The 21296-nt window shown below is 45.0% G+C and carries 22 protein-coding genes and 1 riboswitch; of the genes, 15 read left to right on the forward strand and 7 right to left on the reverse strand.

The features are described 5' to 3' along the window. Positions 1 to 144: 144 nt before the first annotated feature. The 4 genes from P8596_RS02060 to P8596_RS02075 are packed head-to-tail and all read right to left on the reverse strand — an operon-like array spanning position 145 to position 3922. Positions 145 to 678 carry an RNA polymerase sigma factor gene (locus P8596_RS02060; protein ID WP_159361103.1) on the reverse strand — a complete coding sequence of 178 codons (534 nt, stop codon included), beginning with the start codon at positions 676 to 678 and terminating at the stop codon, positions 145 to 147. A gap of 23 nt (positions 679 to 701) precedes the next feature. Continuing rightward, on the reverse strand, positions 702 to 2666 hold the full coding sequence (locus tag P8596_RS02065) for a DUF6449 domain-containing protein (RefSeq protein ID WP_279725689.1): 1965 nt from the start codon (positions 2664 to 2666) through the stop codon (positions 702 to 704). Further along, the gene (locus tag P8596_RS02070) at positions 2638 to 3540 is read right to left on the reverse strand and encodes an ABC transporter ATP-binding protein (RefSeq protein WP_279725692.1); all 903 of its coding nucleotides are present in this window, start codon (positions 3538 to 3540) and stop codon (positions 2638 to 2640) included. Before P8596_RS02070 ends, P8596_RS02065 begins: the two co-directional genes overlap by 29 nt. After that, positions 3527 to 3922, reverse strand: a complete 396-nt coding sequence (locus P8596_RS02075; protein ID WP_159361106.1) for a GntR family transcriptional regulator — start codon at positions 3920 to 3922, stop codon at positions 3527 to 3529. Before P8596_RS02075 ends, P8596_RS02070 begins: the two co-directional genes overlap by 14 nt. A 196-nt stretch (positions 3923 to 4118) precedes the next feature. Between P8596_RS02075 and P8596_RS02080 the strand changes: the two genes are divergently transcribed. The 12 genes from P8596_RS02080 (at position 4119) to P8596_RS02135 (ending at position 15835) form a co-directional block, all read left to right on the forward strand. Continuing rightward, positions 4119 to 4904 carry an ABC transporter ATP-binding protein gene (locus P8596_RS02080; RefSeq protein ID WP_159361107.1) on the forward strand — a complete coding sequence of 262 codons (786 nt, stop codon included), beginning with the start codon at positions 4119 to 4121 and terminating at the stop codon, positions 4902 to 4904. Between the two features lie 4 nt (positions 4905 to 4908). Continuing rightward, positions 4909 to 6531: a hypothetical protein gene (locus P8596_RS02085; RefSeq protein ID WP_279725695.1), complete on the forward strand. Its 1623-nt coding sequence runs from the start codon at positions 4909 to 4911 to the stop codon at positions 6529 to 6531. 223 nt (positions 6532 to 6754) lie between these two features. Next, on the forward strand, positions 6755 to 7570 hold the full coding sequence (locus P8596_RS02090) for a ZIP family metal transporter (protein WP_034760906.1): 816 nt from the start codon (positions 6755 to 6757) through the stop codon (positions 7568 to 7570). Between the two features lie 79 nt (positions 7571 to 7649). Beyond that, a complete protein-coding gene (locus P8596_RS02095) occupies positions 7650 to 8192 on the forward strand; it encodes a histidine phosphatase family protein (RefSeq protein WP_224521546.1) in 543 nt (180 codons plus the stop codon). Positions 8193 to 8238: 46 nt separating this feature from the next. Next, positions 8239 to 8565, forward strand: a complete 327-nt coding sequence (locus P8596_RS02100) for a thioredoxin family protein (protein WP_224521545.1) — start codon at positions 8239 to 8241, stop codon at positions 8563 to 8565. A gap of 261 nt (positions 8566 to 8826) precedes the next feature. Beyond that, positions 8827 to 9126 (forward strand): hypothetical protein, encoded by a 300-nt coding sequence (locus P8596_RS02105; RefSeq protein ID WP_034760911.1) that lies wholly within the window; start codon positions 8827 to 8829, stop codon positions 9124 to 9126. A 68-nt stretch (positions 9127 to 9194) separates the two neighbouring features. Beyond that, a riboswitch (TPP riboswitch) is annotated at positions 9195 to 9293 on the forward strand. 71 nt (positions 9294 to 9364) lie between these two features. Then, positions 9365 to 9961 (forward strand): energy-coupled thiamine transporter ThiT, encoded by a 597-nt coding sequence (thiT, locus tag P8596_RS02110; protein WP_224521544.1) that lies wholly within the window; start codon positions 9365 to 9367, stop codon positions 9959 to 9961. Positions 9962 to 10106: 145 nt separating this feature from the next. Beyond that, positions 10107 to 10754, forward strand: a complete 648-nt coding sequence (locus P8596_RS02115; RefSeq protein ID WP_279725697.1) for a DedA family protein — start codon at positions 10107 to 10109, stop codon at positions 10752 to 10754. 123 nt (positions 10755 to 10877) lie between these two features. Further along, a complete protein-coding gene (locus tag P8596_RS02120; RefSeq protein ID WP_034760917.1) occupies positions 10878 to 11639 on the forward strand; it encodes a threonine/serine exporter family protein in 762 nt (253 codons plus the stop codon). A gap of 23 nt (positions 11640 to 11662) precedes the next feature. After that, positions 11663 to 12118 carry a threonine/serine exporter family protein gene (locus P8596_RS02125; RefSeq protein WP_034760918.1) on the forward strand — a complete coding sequence of 152 codons (456 nt, stop codon included), beginning with the start codon at positions 11663 to 11665 and terminating at the stop codon, positions 12116 to 12118. 254 nt (positions 12119 to 12372) lie between these two features. After that, positions 12373 to 14061 (forward strand): ABC transporter ATP-binding protein, encoded by a 1689-nt coding sequence (locus tag P8596_RS02130; RefSeq protein ID WP_279726951.1) that lies wholly within the window; start codon positions 12373 to 12375, stop codon positions 14059 to 14061. Further along, positions 14054 to 15835: an ABC transporter ATP-binding protein gene (locus tag P8596_RS02135; RefSeq protein ID WP_279725698.1), complete on the forward strand. Its 1782-nt coding sequence runs from the start codon at positions 14054 to 14056 to the stop codon at positions 15833 to 15835. Before P8596_RS02130 ends, P8596_RS02135 begins: the two co-directional genes overlap by 8 nt. Before the next feature lie 431 nt (positions 15836 to 16266). Here the strand turns inward: P8596_RS02135 and P8596_RS02140 are convergent, their stop codons facing one another. Beyond that, positions 16267 to 16689, reverse strand: coding sequence for a pyridoxamine 5'-phosphate oxidase family protein (locus P8596_RS02140; RefSeq protein ID WP_279725699.1), 423 nt, complete (start codon positions 16687 to 16689; stop codon positions 16267 to 16269). Between the two features lie 124 nt (positions 16690 to 16813). Here P8596_RS02140 and P8596_RS02145 point away from each other — a divergent pair, with 124 nt between their 5' ends. Further along, positions 16814 to 17464: a uracil-DNA glycosylase gene (locus P8596_RS02145; RefSeq protein WP_481900330.1), complete on the forward strand. Its 651-nt coding sequence runs from the start codon at positions 16814 to 16816 to the stop codon at positions 17462 to 17464. A gap of 29 nt (positions 17465 to 17493) precedes the next feature. On the opposite strand, the gene P8596_RS02150 is transcribed toward P8596_RS02145, so the two are convergent. Beyond that, positions 17494 to 17742: an alpha/beta-type small acid-soluble spore protein gene (locus P8596_RS02150; RefSeq protein WP_224521540.1), complete on the reverse strand. Its 249-nt coding sequence runs from the start codon at positions 17740 to 17742 to the stop codon at positions 17494 to 17496. A gap of 180 nt (positions 17743 to 17922) precedes the next feature. On the opposite strand from P8596_RS02150, the gene P8596_RS02155 reads away from it, so the two are divergent. Further along, positions 17923 to 19380: an alanine/glycine:cation symporter family protein gene (locus tag P8596_RS02155; RefSeq protein ID WP_229596119.1), complete on the forward strand. Its 1458-nt coding sequence runs from the start codon at positions 17923 to 17925 to the stop codon at positions 19378 to 19380. Positions 19381 to 19423: 43 nt separating this feature from the next. Here P8596_RS02155 and P8596_RS02160 read toward each other — a convergent pair whose 3' ends face one another. Beyond that, positions 19424 to 19909: a hypothetical protein gene (locus P8596_RS02160; protein WP_224521538.1), complete on the reverse strand. Its 486-nt coding sequence runs from the start codon at positions 19907 to 19909 to the stop codon at positions 19424 to 19426. A gap of 186 nt (positions 19910 to 20095) precedes the next feature. Between P8596_RS02160 and P8596_RS02165 the strand changes: the two genes are divergently transcribed. Then, complete coding sequence (locus P8596_RS02165; RefSeq protein ID WP_224521537.1) at positions 20096 to 21256, forward strand: acyl-CoA dehydrogenase family protein; 1161 nt, start codon at positions 20096 to 20098, stop codon at positions 21254 to 21256. Positions 21257 to 21296: the final 40 nt, after the last annotated feature.

The raw sequence follows: 21296 nt of genomic DNA on the forward strand, positions 1-21296 counted from the left end.
CCTTTGAGAATGACTTATTCTTCTATTTTGAAACCTATTGGAAGGGCTGTCAATCATTTGGGTTAGAATTCCTAAAAACCAATAATTTATATACATCTTATTATCATTAACTAAAAAGGAGCCTTCTCACCAAGGCTCCTTTTCTTATGCCGATATTTTCGTTTGAACGATTGTATACAATTGCTTCCTTGCCCGGTGAAAACGGGTTTTCACGGTGGAAGGGGGCAGGTTCAGCTTTGTGGCGATTTCACTGTCACTCAAGTCTTCCGTGACTTTCAGTGCCATGACTTCCTGCTGAGTGAGTGGAAGGGACGTGATATGATCCTGGATGCTGCTTTTAAGGAAGCGGGCATCGATTTCATCTTCCAGGGAGCGGTGATCCTCTATGGAATGGAATTCTTCGTGCTCTTCTATGCAGGTTTCATTGCGCCTGGATCGTTGACGGATGATGTCGATGGCTGTACATTTTGCAATCGTGGTGAGCCATGATTTGATTTTTGCCGGGTCTTCAAGGGTATCCATTTTGATATAAGCTTTCAGGAAGGTTTCCTGGCTGACATCCTGTGATAAATGAACGTCCTTCGTTATGTTGTAAGCGATGTGATAAATCAGCTTGTGATATTGTTCATACACCTCCTCTATCGTCAGAGGAGATGATGATGTATTTAGTGTGTCCATAGGGTCACCTCAACTTTCTTTATTCAATCGTTCAGTTCTCTTTTGATAAAGGAAGGGGCATCTTCCTTTTGTAACCCGAAAGTTTGGATGGATCCGTGGTTTTTGTATTTGATGATGACGGTGTACGAACTGGTCATATGATCGTATACAAGATCATTCATGATGGATTCGATCTGTTCCGTATCTTTCACTTCGATTCCCTTATTTTCTTTCTTTAACTGGAGGACCGCCTCTTCCACCGGTTGAGGGAAAGGATCGGTGTAATCAAGTGGCTGCGTCACGTACATCCACTCGATATCAGATGCCGTCATCTTAAGATCTTTTAAGAATCCTTTAGCCTCGAGCCATGCAATAAACTTCTTATCGTTCTTTTTAACGCCGGTATTTGCCCAATTGTCTTTGGACATGAGGAATTCAACATTATAAAGATTGATTTTGTCACGATCCTCAAAGGAATCATCGTACGTTTCTTCTTTCAGGATATCGATGGCTTCCTTGATATCAGCGGGGTCTGCTACGGTGATGGCAGGTTTATTCCCCATCTCGTTATAAATGGTGAGTTTGTCGACTTTATCTGAGTCCACACCGAAAAGCTGTTGAGTTTTCTCTTTGTAATTCTTGCTTTCATAAAGAGATGCATACTGAGATTTCACATCTTCAATATCGATCAGGTAATTCCGTACGATTTTACTGCCGTCCTTCATTTTGTAATAGAGAAAGATCTGCTCGTTTTTCTCAGTTGCTTCATTCTTATCACGCTGATGATCCACAATCGCTTCATGAAGATCCAGGACGGCTTCAATCGCTTTCGGATCTGTCATAAAAGGATCTTTAATCAGATTCTCAGGGTTGTCCGTCAGGGAGTAATAGCTCTGACTGACATGAACTTTCTCTACATCTGCCAATTCGGGCACCTTCTGTTCATAGTGAAACACGTCGAACTGAATGATGAACCCGAGAAGGGCAATGACGATGGCGAATCCTGCGTAACCCTTCCATTGACGGAATACTCTCCAATGTTTCTGCAAAATCATTTCACCGATGTAGTACCCGATGAGTGAACCGAAGAAATATCCGAATAAGGTCCAGCCATCAGACTGATAAATGCCTTCGAAGTACATCCCGCCGACCAGCATGAAGCAGAAGGAGATACCGTATTTAAACAACGGTCTCAAGAAAGGATAGACAATCGCCTGGGAGGCAGCCTCCACTTTTCTCATTTTGTATAACACATATGAGAAACTATAGAATACGAGAGTGATCAAGATGAATAACAAGACATCTGTACCGGACAGGAGATTGTTCTCAAGGTAGACCGTTTTGATGAGCGGGGAGTATTTCTCAATTTGTACATTAAAGAAATAGTCCTCGGGGAATCCGAATAATAGATTTTTCAAACTGTAGCAAACAAGCATAAACATTCCTGCAGGCAATAGGAGCAGGATGTAAGTCAGTGCACCCTGCACGGCAGTCAGTCCCGTTATCATGGCAACGAAGGTAGAGGCTGTGAACAGGAGCACACTCATGAGTATCGTAATGCCGCACCAGGCAAAAATATCCTGAACCCCTACATATTGTTGAAGATCCGTGAATGAATAAAGGGAAAGGACAATTACGGTATTCAATACAACCGGCAGGATGAGGATCCCAAACCCCGTCCCGGTAAAATGGAAAAACAATTTTCTGCGGGTGATCGGTAGGCTGTGCATGAAGTCCCCAGCCTGTTTCACATGCAGATAACGAAATAGGAACAAAGATAGAATGACCGGGATGACTAGCAATAAACCTATTTGGATCGGGTATTGCATTTTAAACAAATTTTCATAAATCGCAACCGGGTACGATTGAGGATCCCTTGATAATTGTCCGATGATGTCGACAGGTAGAGAAAAGAGAAGTCCGATAAAGTAGACGATGCCGACCCATCCAACATTCCTCAGGCTTTGAACGATGATTTCTTTATTGATCCATGATGTTTTGGATGGCATATCCGACGTCCTCCATTTCATAAACGAAAATTTCTTCAAGTGTCAGGGGCAATAAGTCGAAAATGACCGGATGGTAGGACTGAATCAAGCTTCTCACCCGTTGCTCCTCACCGCGGACGATACAGAGGGACACGCTTCCCCTCGTTTCGTTGTGCAGGATTTCAAGATCACTAAAGAGCTGCCCGGGGATATCCCCTTTGAATGCCAGCTGTACTTTGTGAATGCCGGACTTTAAATCATCGAGTTCCTTCTCCAGCAAAAATTCCCCTTCATGCAAAATGCCGATATGATCACAAATATCCTCCACTTCCCGGAGATTATGAGAAGAGATGATAATGGTCATGTCCCGGTTGGCCACTTCTGAAATCAGGACGCTTTTGGCTTTTTTCCTGACAACGGGATCAAGGCCGTCCATCGGTTCATCCAGGATCAGGACGTCGGGTTGAGTGGCCAGGGCGAGGATAAACGCCGCCTGCCTTTGAACCCCTTTAGAAAATTTATGAAGGTTCTTATTGGAGTCAATCCCGAATAAAGTGCGCAATAATTGAAAGCGTTCTTCATTCCAACGGCTATACGTGTTCTGGTAAAAACGCGCCATTTGAGTCAATGAATAATGAGCGAAGAAAAACGGTTGATCAGGGATGAAGAACAACGTCTCTTTCGTCGGGATATTTTCATAGACAGGCTGGGTGTTAACGGACACCTCTCCACTATCAGGCTTCAATACTCCTGCAATGGTTTTCAGTAATGTGGTCTTTCCTGCACCGTTCGATCCGAGCAGGCCATAGATCGAACCTTTTTGAACAGAGAAAGAGATGTCATGTATGATTTCTGTGCCTTCAAAGGCTTTGTTTATGGATTTAATCTCGATCATCAGTTTGATTACCCCCAACCGTTGCCTCGATTTCTGCAATCATCTGCTTTAAGTCTTCCGTTGTGATCCCTAAGTAAAGGGCCTCAGACAAAAGTTTAGACAACTCTTCTTTTACTTTCATGATTTTCTCCGCGTTTTGAATGTGACTTGAAGGATTGACAAAGCTACCCCGTCCTTTCACAGAATAAATGAATCGTTGAGATTCGAGTTCCCTGTAGGCTTTTTGGATTGTGTTTGGATTTATGGTCAGTTGCTGTGCCAGGGCACGAACGGAAGGCAATTGTTCATCCGGCTTCAGCACTTCATTAATGATTAATTCTTTTAGTTTTTCGACTAATTGTTCATAGATGGGTTTACGACTTCTTAAATCAAGCTCAAACATATCCACCCTCCCGACTGTATGTAGTGTACTACGTGTCTTAATACAGTTAAAGTATATAACAAGTTCTGCCAGTTTGGGAAGGGGGGAAATGAAAATATTTTAACAGGAATAAGTTTAGTGATATTTCGCATATCCTGACCATAAAATGGAATTTATGTTAGCATATAGGCATATCTAAAGAAAAAAGGGGATTGTTATGGACGGACGTGTACCGGTTTTGTCGATAAGGGATTTGAAGAAGAATTTTGGGAGTAAGGAAGTGTTGAAGGGTGTCCGGCTGGATGTGTATGAAGGACAGATCATCGGCTATATCGGTCCGAATGGTGCTGGGAAAAGTACGACGGTCAAGATCATCCTCGGCCTTGAAGAAGGGTACTCGGGCCAGGTGACGCTCTTCGGTGAAGATATATCCCATAGTTCTGTAGAATATAAGAAACGGATCGGCTATGTGCCTGAGATGGCGGATCTTTATGATAACCTCACGGCAGAAGAGTACCTCACATTCATGGGGGAACTATATGGAATGGAACAAAAAAAGGCGGGGGAGAAAGCGGAGAGACTCACCCGGTTGTTTGGACTTTCGGAAGTGTATGAGTCAAGGATCGCCTCTTATTCAAAAGGGATGAAGCAGAAGATTCTGATCATCTCGAGTTTATTACATAATCCCGATGTTTTATTTTTGGATGAGCCCATCAATGGATTGGATGCCAACTCAGTCATGATTTTCAAAGAGCTTCTCGCCAAGCTTGCCGCAGAGGGGAAAACCATCTTCTACTCCTCTCACATCATGGATGTGGTGGAAAAGATCAGTAACCGGATCATTCTGCTGCATAACGGGCAAATCGTGGCGGATGGCAGTTTTGAAGATTTAAAGAATCAGAATATGGAAGGATCCCTGGAGGAAATCTTCAACCAATTAACCGGATTCAATGAGCATAAAGAAACGGCAGCGGAAATTGTTTCTGTTGTGCAAGAGGTGTAGGGTGATGAAGGAATTTCGTACCCTGTTGTTTCTGGATTGGTTTCAAGGATTGTTTAGAAGGCTTGGATTCGATTACCGGTTGTTGAGAAGAATCCTTCAAGTCAAGCTGACAATGGATCAAAGACGTGTGCCTACGATATTCCAGCAACAAGGCAGGAAGAAAGGGAAGGATGAAAACCGTTTTATTAAATCCCTCTGGGTGTATGCGCTGTTTGGATTATTCGTCATCCCTTTCATTGTAATGGGAGATCAATATATTTTTCAGATGAGCATCACCTTTACCGTGCTCATTTTCATCGTCATGACATCAATGATTTCAGATTTCTCAGTCGTCATACTGGACATCCGGGATCATACGATTCTCTTTACCAAGCCGGTTGAAAGGAAAACCATCAGCCTGGCTAAAACGCTTCACGTGTTTATTTATCTGTTTTTCCTGACAGGCTCCCTGACCGCCATTCCGCTGGTCGTCGGCTTGATCAATCAGGGTCTTTCCTTCTTTCTGCTTTTCCTGGCAGGGATCATCCTGATGAATATCTTCATCGTTGTGTTTACGGCCATGCTCTATTATTTCATCCTCCAATACTTTGATGGGGAAAAACTGAAGGACATCATCAACTATGTGCAAATCGGATTATCTATCGGACTTGCAGTGGGATATCAGGTTGTGGCTCGTTCCTTCGAATTTGTGGATTTGACGATTTCTTTTACACCGGATTGGTGGAATATTTTTCTGCCTCCCATCTGGTTCGGAGCTCCGTTTGAATGGTTCCTGAACGGTAATCACGAGACGATGATCCTGGTTCTCTCATGTACAGCTGTACTGGTTCCATTCCTGGCTCTTATCGTTTATGTGAAAGCTTTGCCGACATTTGAGAAGAATCTTCAGAAATTATCCTCCCATGGCGGTAAGAAGAAGAAAGCCCGTTTCCGGTTCGGGGATGGACTCATGAAGGTACTCGCCAAGTCGAATGAAGAGCGGGCATTTTACCGGTTCGCCCATTATATGATGAAAAATGAAAGGGAATTTAAGCTGAAGGTGTATCCCGCCCTTGGGTTTGCCATCATCATGCCGTTCATTTTCATCTTCAATGGATTGATGGATGGGACAAGGGAAGACCTCCTGACTTCAAGCATGTACCTATCGATCTATTCAAGTTTCATCGTTATACCGACAGTCGTGATGATGCTAAGCTATTCAGGTAAATACAAGGGATCCTGGATATATAAAGTAGCGCCTGTCTCAGGCAGGGCGGCCATTTACAAAGGGACATTGAAGGCATTCCTTATGAAACTATTCCTTCCGCTTTATGCCATCATAAGCATTGTCTTCATCATCCTGTTTGGGTACCGCGTGATCCCTGAAATCATCATCGTATTTATTAGCGCCTGTATCTTTACCGTGATCTGTCTGGGACTGATGAGAGGATCGTTACCTTTTTCTGAAAGTTTTGAAGGAGTTCAGCAAAGTGACAGCTGGAAGGTGCTGCCGTTCTATCTCATTGTAGGGGTGTTCTTCGGCCTCCATTACCTGGCCCTGCAGATTCTATTCGGTATCCCGGGCTATCTCATCCTTCTATTCGTCCTGAACCTTATTTTATGGAAAACAGCCATAAGGGACGAATAGGAAGCACGTTCCTGTCTTCAAGGCAGGGGCGTTTTTTTTGTATAGCCCTTAGGTAAGGAGGGAAAGTATAAACGATACATACACCATTTGAAACGAATGACATATACATAGAAAAATGATGGGCTCTGGTAAATAGGTAGTATGACATTTCCTTTGACAAAGAAAGTTTCCTTGATGCAAGATGGTAGTATTCAAAATGTTTGATCGGAGGAGAGTGGTTCGTATGTTCATAGACTGGTTAAGTGGATTTAATCCCACGATGCAGGCACTGTTCGGCGGTCTGGTGACATGGGGGCTGACGGCCCTTGGAGCAGCCACGGTGTTTTTCTTTACGAAAATTGAAAAGCATACGTTGAACATGATGCTCGGGTTTGCCGCAGGAGTCATGATAGCAGCATCGTTCTGGTCACTGCTTGCGCCTTCAATTGAATTCAGTGAGCAAAACGGTCAAATCCCATGGCTTGCACCTGCCATCGGTTTTTTACTTGGTGGTGTATTCATTAGACTTTTAGATTTTGTCGTACCGCATTTACATTTGGGCAATGAATCGGAAGATGCGGAAGGACCTCCAACTAAATTCAAGAAATCGACCTTATTATTCCTTGCGATCACCCTCCATAATATTCCGGAAGGTCTTGCCATCGGGGTTGCCTTCGGTGCTGCCTCACTTGGCCTCGGGGATGCAACGTTAGTGGGGGCCATTGGTCTTGCCATTGGAATCGGGATCCAGAATATGCCTGAAGGGGCTGCTCTTTCCATCCCGCTAAGGGGAGAGGGAATGTCCCGTTTGAAATCCTTCCATTACGGTCAGCTGTCAGCCATCGTAGAGCCGATAGCCGCTGTGATCGGTGCTGCTGCAGTCTTGATGGTGCAGCCCCTCCTGCCTTATGCCCTTGCTTTTGCGGCAGGAGCGATGATATTCGTCGTCGTTGAAGAACTGATACCTGAGTCACAATCTTCAGGAAGTACGGACTTGGCTACATTGGGACTGATGCTCGGTTTCGTCGTGATGATGATTCTGGACGTTTCCCTGGGATGATCAAAAAGAAGGCATGCGTCCAAAGCGCATGCCTTTTCTCTTCCATAAACTAGTATAATGGATGGGGGAGGGGATGTGTATGAAGATTGGTCTCATAAGGCACTTTAAAGTAACGAGGGGCTACCCGGCTTCATATGTAACGAGTGATGAGCTGATGAAGTGGGTGGAAGAGTATGATGCCTCGGACGTAGAAGGCAATGAAGTTGATCTTAAAGATATTGATTGGGAAGGCTGCTACTCCAGTGACTTATCCAGGGCACAAATAACGGCTGAAGCGGTTTATGAAGGAGAAATCACCTTTCTCAAGGAACTGAGGGAAATCAGATTATCTCCCATCTTCCGGTCTGACATAAAGCTGCCGCTCTTTCTTCATATGGCATCCATCAGGCTCGCCTGGTGGTTCAATCATCGTTCCCAGCCTGAAAACAAGCGGGAAATCGAAGAGAGGATCCGTGTGGTGGTCGATAGGGTCGTCCATGAAGGGAAGGATGTGCTCATCGTAGGTCATGGCGGAATCATGATATTTATGAGAAAAGAATTACGAAAGCGGGGATTTACCGGGCCGTCGTTCAGGAGACCCTCCAACGGAAAGGTGTATGTTTATCAAGGTGGGACAGGGTGATCATTTACCAGAGCAATACACTAATAGAAAGAAAGGAGGCCGTAAAATGGAAGAAGTCCATTCACTAAAAGCACTTCGTGAAAAGCTCGAAGCTGAGAAGGTGGTACTACTATACATATCAAGGCCAGGTTGTTCTGTATGTCACGCACTCCTGCCCCAGGTGGAAGAGATGTTGAAGGATTTCGAATCTGTGAAATCCATCCATGCCGATGCAGAAGAAATCCCGGAAATAGCAGGAGAATTTTCCATCTTCACCGTGCCTGTCATCATCGTATTTGTAGACGGTAAGGAGATGTTCAGAAAAGCACGTTTCGTTCCAATCGACGAACTCCACAGCCAAATTTCCCGTCTTACTGAGATGTTAGACAACTAAACAAACGTTTGATTAGTACGTGAAAACGTTTGTTGGTCTGGCCTGGGTGGGTTAAACAGTTGTTTAGTAGGATAAATATCTGTGGGTATTATAAATGGTAGGTTGTATTTGAATTCTATATAAACTTTAAAAAGAGCTGCTAAAAATGGGTATTTAGACACACCTCATTAGAGTAGCTCTTTTGTCATGGTTCAGTGAATAGGTATATAATAGTGAGTATACGAGTATAGTAGTTATGAGAAATGAAAGGGGGCTTGATGAATGATCAGATTGTCCAGGACAAAGAAAGTCATGTTACTCTGTTTCGCAATCATCCTCATAATAGTAGCCAACCGGATTTCCACTGTACAACATCTGACAGCAAGGATCGCCACCAACCTGTATGTGAGCCTGAAATACCAGGACCTTGATCTTGAATACCAAAACGTCGAATTCTCACCCCAGTTCGGAGATTATTCTGTAGCGTATAAGGACAAGGATGGTAAAGTATATGGATTCATGGTCACCCCTAAGTCAATGCCCGTCATCATCCTTCATGATCCTCTGAGAGAGACACCTTAAGAAAAAGTTCCTATCATGCTTTTCAAATATGTTTCTTCATGTATAATAAACCTTAACAACTTTATAAACGGTACCACAAGGGGAGCGAAAGCTGAGAGTGAACAATCTGTTCTGACCCTCTGAACCTGTTAGTTAGGACTAGCGTAGGGATGTGGAAAATAGGCAGCATTGTGCTTATTTCGATTGTTCATTCTCCCTCCTTATGGTTTCGTTTCAGTTCATAAGGAGGATTTTTTTTATGAAAAACACACGACTTGTCGTATTGCTTGAAGCGTCATTGATGGCGGCTTTTGCGATCATCCTTGATTTGCTGCCTTCTATTAAGCTATCACCGAGTATCTCGATATCGATTGCCATGGTTCCGATCTTTCTATTATCTTATCGAAGAGGCTTGAGAGCCGGACTGATAGGGGGCTTTTTATGGGGGATCCTGCAGATTGCCCTTGGGGATGCCTGGATTGCGACCCCGGTCCAAATGGTGATTGAGTATTTCATCGCTTTTGCTTTTATCGGTTTTGCCGGGGGTTTCGCCGGGAAAATTCAGGGTGCACTGGGAGGCGGTCACCGGTCCAAAGCAGTCTTCTGGGTAGTGATGGCAACATTCGCAGGAAGCCTTGCTCGTTATTTCTGGCATTTCATTGCCGGATTCGTGTTTTTTGCCGAGTATGCACCGGATGAGATGTCTCCATTGCTATTTTCTCTTATAGTAAACGGGATCACGATGTTGGGATCGGCAGTATTATGCTCCGTTGTGATGGTGATCATCGTCAATATCGCACCAAGATTGATCAAAGTGCAGTCGCATCAACAGGAAATCAGCCGAAAGGCATCCTAAAGAAACGAAAGACCGGCCTGTCTCAGGGCCGGTCTTTCGTTCTGTCAATACATCTCAAGACTTAGCGTAAATTACCTCCGCGGATTCTGTTGGTGTCAGAGGGTCTCTTCTATACTGAAGATACAAGCGTACAGGAGTGATTCACATGACGGAATGGATAATAAATTCAGCAGAAGAGTGGGGGATATGGGGTGTACTGTTTTCTCTATTCATTGAAGGGAGTGCCTTTCCTTTTATTGGAACGTTCTTTATCGTAACGATGGGATTCATCCTCCACCTAACGTGGATGCAAATCGTGTTCATCTCTTTAGCAGGAAGTCTCCTATACACAGTGGGAAGCTATATTCCTTACTTTATCAGTTTAAAACTGGGGGATAACATAGAAGGAAGGCTTAAGCCCCAGAAGCTTGAGAAGCTCCGCACAGCCCAGAAAAAATTCAATCGATACGGTGTTTGGAGCGTGGCGATTACGAGTCCGCTTCACTTGGGGAATGTCATCCCATTTCTTGCAGGTATGGCGAGAATGGATGTGAAGGCATATTTCCTTCTTACCATGCTTGGTATAGCACCATCCACTTTTCTGTTCTTGACGATCGGGAAGTTATATGACGGGGAGAAAGAAGTGATCCTTGAAGTGATTGAAGACTATCAAATGGTGGTCCTCGTGGGGTTTGTGGTGGTGACGGGTGCGTACATGTTGTATAAAAGAAAGATAAAAAAGGGATCCCTGCCAACAAACGACCCATCGGAACGAAAAGCCTTCCAAGAGAGGGATGAAGTAAATGATGCTTGAAGCTGCCTTCCTTCCATCCCTCAAGATCAAATCTACGGAAAATCACCCCGTTCCTCATTGCTTACACCACTGCTTTCCTATAAACTAGACCTATTCAAAAAATAGTACGTGTGGAGAGATCGTATGGAAGCAAAAATGATAAGAAGATATGACATTATGGAGGTCAGCCTGCTGGCGGGGAAGATTATGCTGCAAAGTGGGGCGGAGACGTATCGCGTCGAGGACACGATGATGCGCATCGCCGCTTCTTATGGGATATCGGAATCGCATAGCTATGTGACCCCCACTGGGATCATCTTCTCGATTGAAACGTCGGAACCGACCAAAACGAAGCTCATCCGAATTAATGAGAGGTCTACGGATCTTGAGAAAGTGACCCTCGTGAACAGTATCTCAAGGCAGATCAGTAAAGGGCATCTGACACTTGAAGAAGCATACAATGCCCTTGAGAAGCTGGATCAGTCCGATCTATCTTATTCCTTCCTGATTCAAGTGGCAGCGGCTTCGATTGCAAGTGGTTGTTTTCTCATCATGTTCCAGGGGATGTGGAAGGACTTCATTCCAGCTCTGATCACGGGAGGCGTCGGGTTTACGAGCCTGATTTATTTACACCGCCTCGTCCCGATAAAGTTCTTCGCGGAATTTCTTGCATCCTTCATCATCGGCATGGTGTCATACGGGTTTGTACAGCTTGGTATCGGGCAGGAATTGGATAAGATCATCATTGGATCCGTGATGCCCCTTGTTCCCGGTCTCCTGATCACCAATGCGGTCCGGGACTTGATGGCGGGTCATCTCGTTTCAGGTCTCTCAAAGGGCGCGGAAGCTTTTTTAACGGCATTTGCCATTGGGACGGGCATTGCTGTCGTATTTACATTAACGTAAAGTGAGATTGGGGTGAAAAGGGAATGCACATCATCGAGCAATTAGTGACCAGCTTCATTTCCGCCGCTGCATTCGGGATTATCTTCAATGCTCCAAAGCAGTCCCTTTTTAAATGCGGAATTGTCGGGATGCTTGGCTGGATCATTTACATACTGATGAGTTTAAATGAAGCAGACACCGTTCTTGCTACGTTACTTGCCTCCTTTGTCGTGGCTGTAGTGAGTCAGGTGTTTGCGAAAATGTACAAAACCCCGGTCATCATCTTCTCTGTTGCCGGGATCATCCCCCTCGTACCCGGGGGGCTTGCGTACGATGCCATGAGAAATTTCGTTCAAAATGATTACAATGCCGCCATCAATCTGGCAGCCAAAGCCTTTATGATCTCCGGTTCCATTGCTATCGGGCTCATATTTTCGGAAGTCATCAATCAGGTCATCCGAAATGCGCGCCTGAACGCTAGTGCCCGGCGGATGAGATAGAGGGACGGACCTTTACTGTTATGGGTTGATAAAGAAAATGCTTTATCAGAGTTGAATAACTGCATATATTAAGAAGAGACCTCGAAATTGTCGCGGTCTCTTTTTCAATTCATGATAGGGAGCACGTCTGGTGCTTCCAACTACCACCCTGCATAAAAAAACGATATGATGATACATATAAATAATGGCAGATATTTGTTTAGAGGGGTGTTCGTTTGAAGGTCATACGTTTCTTAAAGCCTTACCGTGCTGCCATGGCCGTTGCCTGGAGTCTGATGCTGGTAGAGCTTGCAGTAGAACTACTGAATCCGCTGTTCATGGCGCGGATCATCGATGAAGGAATTCTGAATAAAGACTTGGACATCGTATTGAAATGGGGATTCATCATGGTCGGGATGTCTCTCGTTGCCTTCTTTTCAGGTGTGACGAACTCATTTTTTGCTGCGCATACGAGTCAGGGATTCGGATATGATGTGAGGGAAAGTCTGTATAGGAAAGTCCAGTCGTTTTCGTTTGCGAGTTTTAATAAGCTTCCGGCCTCTTCTCTCATCACGAGAATGACGAATGATGTCAGGCAGCTCCAAAATACGATCTTCATGAGCCTCAGGATCATGCTAAGGGCTCCATTGCTTGTAGTGGGTTCCACCATCATGGCCCTGATCGTCAATGCCCGGCTTGCGCTTATTCTAATCGTTGTGATTCCGGTGTTATGGCTGTTCCTATTTTGGGTGTTGAAACGCGGGTGGAGTCTGTTTGAAAGAGTTCAATCAAGGCTCGATAAAGTAAACGAGGTCATGAAGGAAAACCTTTCCGGAATGAGGTTGATCAAAGCGTATACGAGGAGTAAGCATGAAGAAAGCCGTTTTCATGAAGCGAATGAAGATTTGAAGGATCGAACGGTGCGTGCCCTCAGGTTCATGGAGATCATTATGCCTCTCTTGATGCTTGTCATGAACCTTGCCCTTCTTTCCGTTCTATGGTTCGGAAGTATTGATGTGGCCTCTGGTGGTACCAGGGTTGGGGAAGTAGTGGCGATTGTCACCTATGTCACGAGAATCTCATCTGTATTTTCCATATTCTCTTTTATCATCACCAGCTTTTCAAGAGCGAGGGCTTCTGCTGAAAGGGTCGAGGAAGTACTTGAAACGGAGATTGACTTGAAGGATGGAACGGAGGTAGACTCTCGCAACAAAGTGGTAAGAGGAGAAATATCGTTTAAGGATGTATCGTTTCAATACCCATCCACCAGGGGAAGGGTGCTTCGGGATGTTTCCTTTAAGGTGGGAGCGGGACAAACCGTTTCCATTTTAGGGGCTACGGGATCAGGTAAAAGCTCCCTGTTTCAGCTCATCCCCCGTCTGTATGATGCAACAGGGGGAACCGTTCAATTGGACGGACGGGAAATCCGGACCATTCCATTAAGGGAAATAAGAAAAAATATCGGATATGTCCCTCAGGAAGTCATCCTGTTTTCCGGATCGGTTTCAGAAAATCTCTTGTGGGGAAAGGAAGATGCCACAAGGGAAGAAATGATTCAAGCGGCAAAAGATGCCCAAATCCATGAAACCATCCTGAATCTCACGAACGGATATGATACGGTCCTCGGGCAAAAAGGGGTCAACCTTTCAGGAGGTCAGAAGCAAAGGCTTTCCATTGCCAGGGCCCTCATTCGAAAACCGAAGATCCTCCTGCTGGATGACAGTACGAGTGCATTGGACTTGAAAACGGAGTCGAAGCTCCTTCAAGCATTGAAGAAATATGAGTGTACAACCATGATCATCACTCAAAAGGTCAGTACGGCGATGGAATCCGATCTTATTCTGCTGTTGGAAGATGGACGATTGATCGGAGAAGGGCCCCACCAGTCCCTGGTAGAGGATTCCGTTCTCTATCAACAGATTTACCAGTCTCAATTCGGAGAGGGGGAAATCCATCATGTCTAGGCATATACGAAAGAAATTGGGGGAAAACGACAAGGCGAAAGATGCAAAAGGGACACTTCGACGCCTGTGGAACTACCTTTCCAAAATGAAGGTCACTTTGTATCTGGTCATTTTAATGGTGTTCATCAGTTCGGCAGCGGCACTTCTCGGCCCCTTTCTTGTGGGGAAGGCGATTGATGACTATATCGTCACGAAGGAGACATCGGGGCTGGTGGGACTGATCACCGGCCTGGTTGCGGTGTACATCCTGCATTCTCTGTCCGTGTGGTTCCAAAATTATTGGATGATCGGTGTCGCACAGGATACGGTATACAGGTTGCGGAAGGACCTCTTCCATCAATTGCATCAACTCTCCATCCCTTTCTTTGATAAACGGAAGCATGGCGAACTGATGAGCAGGGTGACCAATGATATTGACAATGTGAGCGCCACCTTGAATAGTTCGTTCATTCAAATCATATCCAGTGTCCTTACATTAGTGGGGACCGTCTCGATCATGCTTTGGTTAAGCCCGCTCCTCACTCTCATTACCTTGACCATTGTCCCGCTCATGGTCTTCGGCATGAAGTGGATCACGAAACGGACAGGCCGCTTATTTAAACAATATCAGCACAATATAGGTGAAATGAACGGATATATCGAAGAAACCATCTCTGGTCACAGCATCATCAAAACGTTTTCCAGGGAAGAAACGGCCATCAAAGAATTCGGTGAAAAGAATCAGAGGCTGAAGACAGCTGCCTATTGGGCGGATACGTATTCCGGTTTCATCCCGAAACTAATGAACGTGCTGAATAATCTCAGCTTTGCCGTGATTGCCGGAGTGGGAGGGGTCTTTGCCCTGAATGGCATGATCACGATCGGTGTCATTGTCATATTTGCAGAGTATGCGAGGCAGTTCACGCGGCCGTTGAATGAGCTTGCGAATCAGTATAACACGCTCCTCTCAGCGATTGCAGGTGCCGAGCGTGTATTTCAAATTTTAGATGAAGAGGAAGAAGCGAAGGACGAAGGAGATGCCGCGGAACTACAATCCGTTGAAGGAAAGGTCGAGTTTCAACATGTGTCGTTCTCCTATGAAAAAGGAGATCAGACGCTTGAGGATGTATCCTTTTCCATACGACCCGGTGAAACCGTTGCCCTGGTCGGACCGACAGGGGCTGGTAAGACAACGATCACGAATCTACTATCCCGGTTTTATGAGCTGAATGAAGGCAGGATAGAGATCGACGGTCAAAATATTCAGGCCATTAAACGGAAAAGCTTACGTCAGCAGATGGGCTTCGTTCTTCAGGATAGCTTCCTCTTCCAGGGGACGATTGCCGACAATATCCGTTATGGCCGGCTCGATGCGAGCGATGACGAAGTAAAGGATGCCGCTAAGCTCGCCAATGCCCATACCTTCATCGAGAAGATGCCCGAGGGCTACGATACGATGCTGAGGGCGGATGGAAGCGGGATCAGTCAGGGTCAAAAACAGCTGTTGTCCATTGCGAGGGCCATCCTTTCCAATCCGTCCATCCTGATCCTGGATGAAGCAACGAGTAGTATCGACACCATTACGGAGCTGAAGATCCAGGATGCCCTCAAACGGTTGATGAACGGACGGACGAGCGTAGTGGTGGCGCATCGCCTTAACACGATCCGGCAGGCTGATCAAATCCTGGTCCTTGATGGAGGAAGAATCATTGAACAGGGCACTCATGATGAGCTCCTCAAGGCGAAGGGCTTTTATCATGGGTTGTATCACAGCCAGTTGAAGGAGAGCGGTTGAGAAGGCAGAAGACAGACAGGGAAGATTCAACGAGAACACAAAAAAACACCTCAAAAGTCAGCGCTTTTGAGGTGTTTTTCCTTATAAAGGGGCTAATCATCCCGTTAGCGATCCCCTTTGCTACTGCCCTTAATCGGATAAGGGCAATTCTGTAACTTGCAACATCACAAGTAATATATTTATATCTTGAACGTTGTTTGCAGATAATAAACAGCCGCGGGCAATTCCTTGAGTCGTTTGATATACCTAAACGACGTAAGCCCTACCTCTCTTACATCCTAACGGCTCCGAAGCCGATCCAGTGTGAATAAGTTGTTAAATCAAAACAGAATAGAATTACGAATTATCTTCTCTATCGTTTCAATGTATGTTACAAGATTACAATAACTAAATATATCATTAATCTTATAACATGTCAAGGAATCATTTTATTATAATTCAAGCGACTGCGGCGAATCTTCTTCATCGTTCATCAGACGGATGGCTGTCGGCTGGATTTTCAGGACGATGTAATTGGGATCATCCGGGCCTTCAAACCATCTCTTCATATGGTCATTCCATAGTTTTTCTTTGTAACGGGCAGAATCTTCGACGGAAGCGCGCCCTTCGATTTCAACGAAAGTGTCTCCGTATCCATCCCCTTCATAGCCGAGGAGGATGTGGACATTGGGATTATCTTCGATTTCATCGGTTTTATGCGTTTCATTGCTCGTTGGCGTATATAAAGTGAGTTCATCATGCGAGAACGTCATATAGCGGGAATGAGGCTTATTATTCTTCACAGTCGCCAGCGTACCTACTTTACTTTCGTCAAGAACCTTTAAGATTTGTTGTTTCAGTTCAGCTTGTGACAATCCATCCATCTCCTTTAATCTTTCTTTTATCCATACTATTCCTTTTCTGAGAGGGAATTAAACATGTGAATGTGTAGACTCCATCCACATCGGGAATAACGAAAATAATAAGAAGTGAAGGATGATGTGCGTGATACCGGAAACACTGGTGAATCTCTGTAAAGACCGGATGAAAGGGTATGACTGTGAAGGCTTTGTCCATGGAAGGGGACCGATGAACCCTACCATCATTATTGTCGGGGAGGCACCCGGGGAAACTGAAATTCATAATGGGATGCCCTTCAGTGGGAGAGCAGGTAAGGTACTCGATCAGTTCTTTCATTACCTCGGATTAGAAAGAGAAGATATTTACTTCACCTCTACGGTCAGGAGCAGACCTTACAAAATCGTACAAAAGAAAAGCGTAGACAATGAAATGATCGAAAAGAAATACAACAGGGCACCGATCCTTAAGGAACAGCTGGCCCATGCACCGATATTGGATTATGAACTCCAACATGTGAAGCCGAAACAGCTTGTCACGTTGGGAAATATAGGGTTGCAAAGATTAGTGGGGAGGAAATATACGATTTCGGACTGTCATGGCCAGTTGATCCAGTCGAAGGTAAGGCGGTTGAAAGATCTCGATTCTAATGAATGGACCTGGAGTGAGGAAACGTATTCCATCTTTCCAACCTTTCATCCAGCTTCGATTTTCTATAATCGGTCGCTGGAAAAGGCCATCTATGAGGATCTTGACCATTTGAAAGAAATACTCCATAAGAAGAAAAGCTGACATCAAGCGTATGTCAGCTTTTTGAATGATCATTTTTTTGACATATTCTCCTGGGCCATTCTGACAAGTTCTTTCACCATATTACCACCGATCGATCCTCCGACCTTGCCCGCTTGTTCAGACGTTAATTTCCCATTATAACCTCTTTGAAGAGGGATACCCTGTTCCTTTGCAATTTCATATTTGGCTTCCTTTGGATCCAGTGTACCCGACACTCTCGCTTTGAGCTCATCCATTGCGGCTCGGGATTCAGGGACGAGAAGTTTTCTTTTCGACATTTTATCACCTCTTTTATAGAATGCCCCAAAATTTTTTTGCGAGTATAAAGTCTTGGCATATAAGGGTTTTTCTACGTTTAGGAAATTTTCGTCATAAAAAAGGATTGTCTATATTGTGTCAAATAAAATATAATTCTTAATAGTTAGAAAATTTTTATAAAAATAAAAGGGGGAAATGCCGTGGAAGAATTCGTTGGCAAGCTCGTAGGGATCCTTTGGTCTCCGGTCATGATTTATTTTTGTTTAGGCGTAGGCTTACTATTTTCTATTTTAACGAAGTTTTTGCAGGTCCGGTTGATTAAAGATATGGTGGTTCAAATGTTTAAGGGTGGAAGCTCAAGTGCAGGGGTGTCTTCATTCCAGGCTTTGGCTCTTTCATTATCCGGACGTGTAGGAACGGGGAATATCGCCGGTACGGCTACTGCCATCGCCTTCGGTGGTCCGGGAGCCGTCTTCTGGATGTGGACGATTGCCTTCATCGGTGCAAGCAGTGCCTTTATTGAGTCGACATTGGCTCAAATTTATAAGGTGAAGCAGGACGGGGAATACCGCGGTGGACCAGCCTATTATATTGAAAAGGGTATTGGCTGGAAGTGGTATGCCGTATTATTCTCATTTGCGACATTACTCGCTATGAGCATTCTGATGCCGGGGATCCAGTCAAACTCGATTGCATTGGGACTGGAAAATGCATTTGGCCTTAACACGACGGTAACAGGTATCGGTCTTGTCGTGTTAATCGGTGTCATCATCTTTGGTGGAGTCAAACGTATTGCGGGAGTGGCTTCGTACGTTGTGCCATTCATGGCCATTGCGTATATTCTTCTTTCCCTTATCATCGTCGGGATGAATATTGCTGAAATACCGGCTGTTTTTGCCCTCATTTTCAAAAGTGCATTCGGTGCCGATTCTGTGTTCGGCGGTATCATCGGTATGGCTGTATCGTGGGGAGTAAAACGCGGAATCTATTCCAACGAAGCAGGTCAGGGTACAGGACCCCATGCTGCTGCGGCGGCAGAGGTTTCACATCCGGCGAAACAAGGCTTGGTTCAAGCGTTTTCGGTTTATATTGATACCCTTCTTGTTTGTACGGCAACAGCATTCATGATCCTGTTTACGGGTTCATTCAATACGGAAGGTCCTGACGGGACGATGCTTGCAAACAATCTCGATGGTATTGAAGCGGGTCCTGGCTATACACAGGCTGCCATTGAATCCGTCATTCCTGGATTCGGGGCATCATTCGTCGCGATCGCTTTATTCTTCTTTGCCTTTACGACGATCATGGCATACTATTACATGGCTGAGACGAATGTGGCTTACTTGTTGAGAGGCAAGAATTCAAAGGCGGCCATGGTGGTGCTGAAGGTAGTCCTTCTTGGAGCCACTTTCTACGGAGCGGTAAGAGAAGCTGCCCTTGCGTGGGCGTTGGGAGATATCGGACTTGGGCTTATGGTATGGCTGAACCTGATCGCGATCCTCATCCTTGCCAAACCGGCACTCAGAGCGCTTAAAGATTACGAAGAACAGAAGAAGCAGGGGCTTGATCCAGTCTTCAACTCGAAAAAACTCGGTATCAAAAATGCAGAGTTTTGGGAGCAGGAATACAAAGTCGAAGATAAAGAAAATGCATCATAATCTACAAAAAAAGAAACCTGTTGCCATTGTGGCAACAGGTTTTTTATTGAAGTGGGGCTTTGATTTTTGAATAAAGCTTTTCCCCGATATATTTTTGGAAAGCATACATGAGCAGTGATTTCATGAAAAACAGAAGAGATAGCTTGTATTGCTTTAAATGGGTTAATTTCCACACACCCAGTTTTTTGAAAAGGGAATAAAAAGGGTACGTGAAAAATGTATCAACAAGAAGGTTGACGAATACATAAAGGTATATGTTTTGATAAGTGAACTTAAGGATCCACACCGATCCTGTCAGGAAAACCCCGATGACAAATGGCATAACGCCGTTTACTCTCGGGAAAAGCCTTGTTGAGATGGTCCACCAATGGATTCTCTCTGCCAGCACATTTTCAGAATACACAAGAAGTGACATGAACATGGAGGCGGGTAAATATCGTTTTAAGGTTTCTTTTCCTGCCAATAAGAGGAATACCCACGATATGAGCATCAGAATCAATATGTACCATTTATTGCGTTTGTCGCTCAAGGTCATCTCCTCCTTAGTGTGTGTGATGTTATTTATAGAATGTTCATTGCAAAAACAATTATTCGATTTAAGGAGAAAATGTAACCCGATCAGATTAGTAAGCTTTATCTTTGAGTCGGGCAGCGAAATTGATTATGATAAACGGAGAAGAGAAGCGTCATTTTATCATTGGGAGGTGCTGTTTCATTGGATGTATATCAATCGTTTATACAGAATGAACGCCAAAGGAAATTGGTTGACTTAGCCGGGGAACTTGCCGATACTTTTTCAGAACGAGGGGAGAAGTACGATAGAGAGGATGCGTTCCCTTATGAAAATTTCGGCGACCTCAAAAAAAGTGGATACGGAAATCTGTCTCTTCCGAAAGAATATGGGGGAGAAGAGATCAACTTATATGAGCTTGTGATGATCCAGGAGAGACTGGCAACAGGGGATGCCGCCACGGCATTGTCCATTGGCTGGCACTTGGGGGGAGTGATGGAGCTTACAGAGACCCGTGCCTGGGAGGAAGAGATCTTCAAGGATCTTTGTGAGAAGATTGTGTCAAACAAAGCTCTCGTGAATCGTGCGGCCACAGAACCGGCAACGGGCAGTCCGACACGTGGGGGACTTCCTCAGACCAAAGCAATCAAAACCGAAAAGGGCTGGAGAATAACAGGCCGGAAATCCTTTACTTCAATGGCGAGAGTGCTGGACTATTCCTTAGTATCGGCTGTGATCGGTGATACGGAGGAGAAAGGATTCTTCCTTGTGGATCATGACTTGGAAGGCGTGAGCATTGAGGAGACGTGGGATACGATTTCCATGAAGGGGACAGGGAGCGATGACCTCGTTCTTAAGGACGTCCAGTTACCATCTTCTTCCCTCGTGGAGCGGGACAGTGACCAAGGGAAGAGTGATCTTCCTAAAGCATGGCTGCTACATATCCCTGCCTGTTATATAGGGGTGGCGATGGCCGCACGTAATGATGCCATCCAGTTTGCCAAAGACTACTCCCCGAACAGTCTGCCCGGCCCGATCAAGGATGTTCCCGAGGTCCAGCGGAAAATCGGTGAAATTGAGCTAGAGTTGTTTAAAGCCAGGCAGATTCTGTATTCCGTGGCAGATAAGTGGGTAAGGGAGCCTGCAAAGCGGGGGGATATGGCTGCAGAACTTTCTTCTGTTAAGCACATTGTCACAAACAGCGCCTTTCATATCGTGGACATTGCCATGAGGATCGTGGGAGCAAGGAGCCTCTTCCGGACCAATTCCATGCAGCGCTATTATCGTGATGTGAGAGCAGGGCTTCATAACCCTCCAATGGATGATATGGTCATTGCAATGTTAGCGAATAATGCCCTGAAATAAGGCTTTTAGACAAATCCGTTTCAGACAAAAGAAATCCGAA

This window comes from Rossellomorea sp. DA94 (genome assembly GCF_029834455.1).
GTDB lineage: Bacteria > Bacillota > Bacilli > Bacillales > Bacillaceae_B > Rossellomorea > Rossellomorea vietnamensis.

Bases quoted from the DNA above. Each gene is read 5' to 3' on its own strand.
- P8596_RS02060 (WP_159361103.1), bottom strand. From the start codon at position 678: ATGGACACACTAAATACATCATCATCTCCTCTGACGATAGAGGAGGTG.
- P8596_RS02065 (WP_279725689.1), bottom strand. From the start codon at position 2,666: ATGCCATCCAAAACATCATGGATCAATAAAGAAATCATCGTTCAAAGC.
- P8596_RS02070 (WP_279725692.1), bottom strand. From the start codon at position 3,540: ATGATCGAGATTAAATCCATAAACAAAGCCTTTGAAGGCACAGAAATC.
- P8596_RS02075 (WP_159361106.1), bottom strand. From the start codon at position 3,922: ATGTTTGAGCTTGATTTAAGAAGTCGTAAACCCATCTATGAACAATTA.
- P8596_RS02080 (WP_159361107.1), top strand. From the start codon at position 4,119: ATGGACGGACGTGTACCGGTTTTGTCGATAAGGGATTTGAAGAAGAAT.
- P8596_RS02085 (WP_279725695.1), top strand. From the start codon at position 4,909: ATGAAGGAATTTCGTACCCTGTTGTTTCTGGATTGGTTTCAAGGATTG.
- P8596_RS02090 (WP_034760906.1), top strand. From the start codon at position 6,755: ATGTTCATAGACTGGTTAAGTGGATTTAATCCCACGATGCAGGCACTG.
- P8596_RS02095 (WP_224521546.1), top strand. From the start codon at position 7,650: ATGAAGATTGGTCTCATAAGGCACTTTAAAGTAACGAGGGGCTACCCG.
- P8596_RS02100 (WP_224521545.1), top strand. From the start codon at position 8,239: ATGGAAGAAGTCCATTCACTAAAAGCACTTCGTGAAAAGCTCGAAGCT.
- P8596_RS02105 (WP_034760911.1), top strand. From the start codon at position 8,827: ATGATCAGATTGTCCAGGACAAAGAAAGTCATGTTACTCTGTTTCGCA.
- thiT (WP_224521544.1), top strand. From the start codon at position 9,365: ATGAAAAACACACGACTTGTCGTATTGCTTGAAGCGTCATTGATGGCG.
- P8596_RS02115 (WP_279725697.1), top strand. From the start codon at position 10,107: ATGACGGAATGGATAATAAATTCAGCAGAAGAGTGGGGGATATGGGGT.
- P8596_RS02120 (WP_034760917.1), top strand. From the start codon at position 10,878: ATGGAAGCAAAAATGATAAGAAGATATGACATTATGGAGGTCAGCCTG.
- P8596_RS02125 (WP_034760918.1), top strand. From the start codon at position 11,663: ATGCACATCATCGAGCAATTAGTGACCAGCTTCATTTCCGCCGCTGCA.
- P8596_RS02130 (WP_279726951.1), top strand. From the start codon at position 12,373: ATGGCCGTTGCCTGGAGTCTGATGCTGGTAGAGCTTGCAGTAGAACTA.
- P8596_RS02135 (WP_279725698.1), top strand. From the start codon at position 14,054: ATGTCTAGGCATATACGAAAGAAATTGGGGGAAAACGACAAGGCGAAA.
- P8596_RS02145 (WP_481900330.1), top strand. From the start codon at position 16,814: ATGTGCGTGATACCGGAAACACTGGTGAATCTCTGTAAAGACCGGATG.
- P8596_RS02150 (WP_224521540.1), bottom strand. From the start codon at position 17,742: ATGTCGAAAAGAAAACTTCTCGTCCCTGAATCCCGAGCCGCAATGGAT.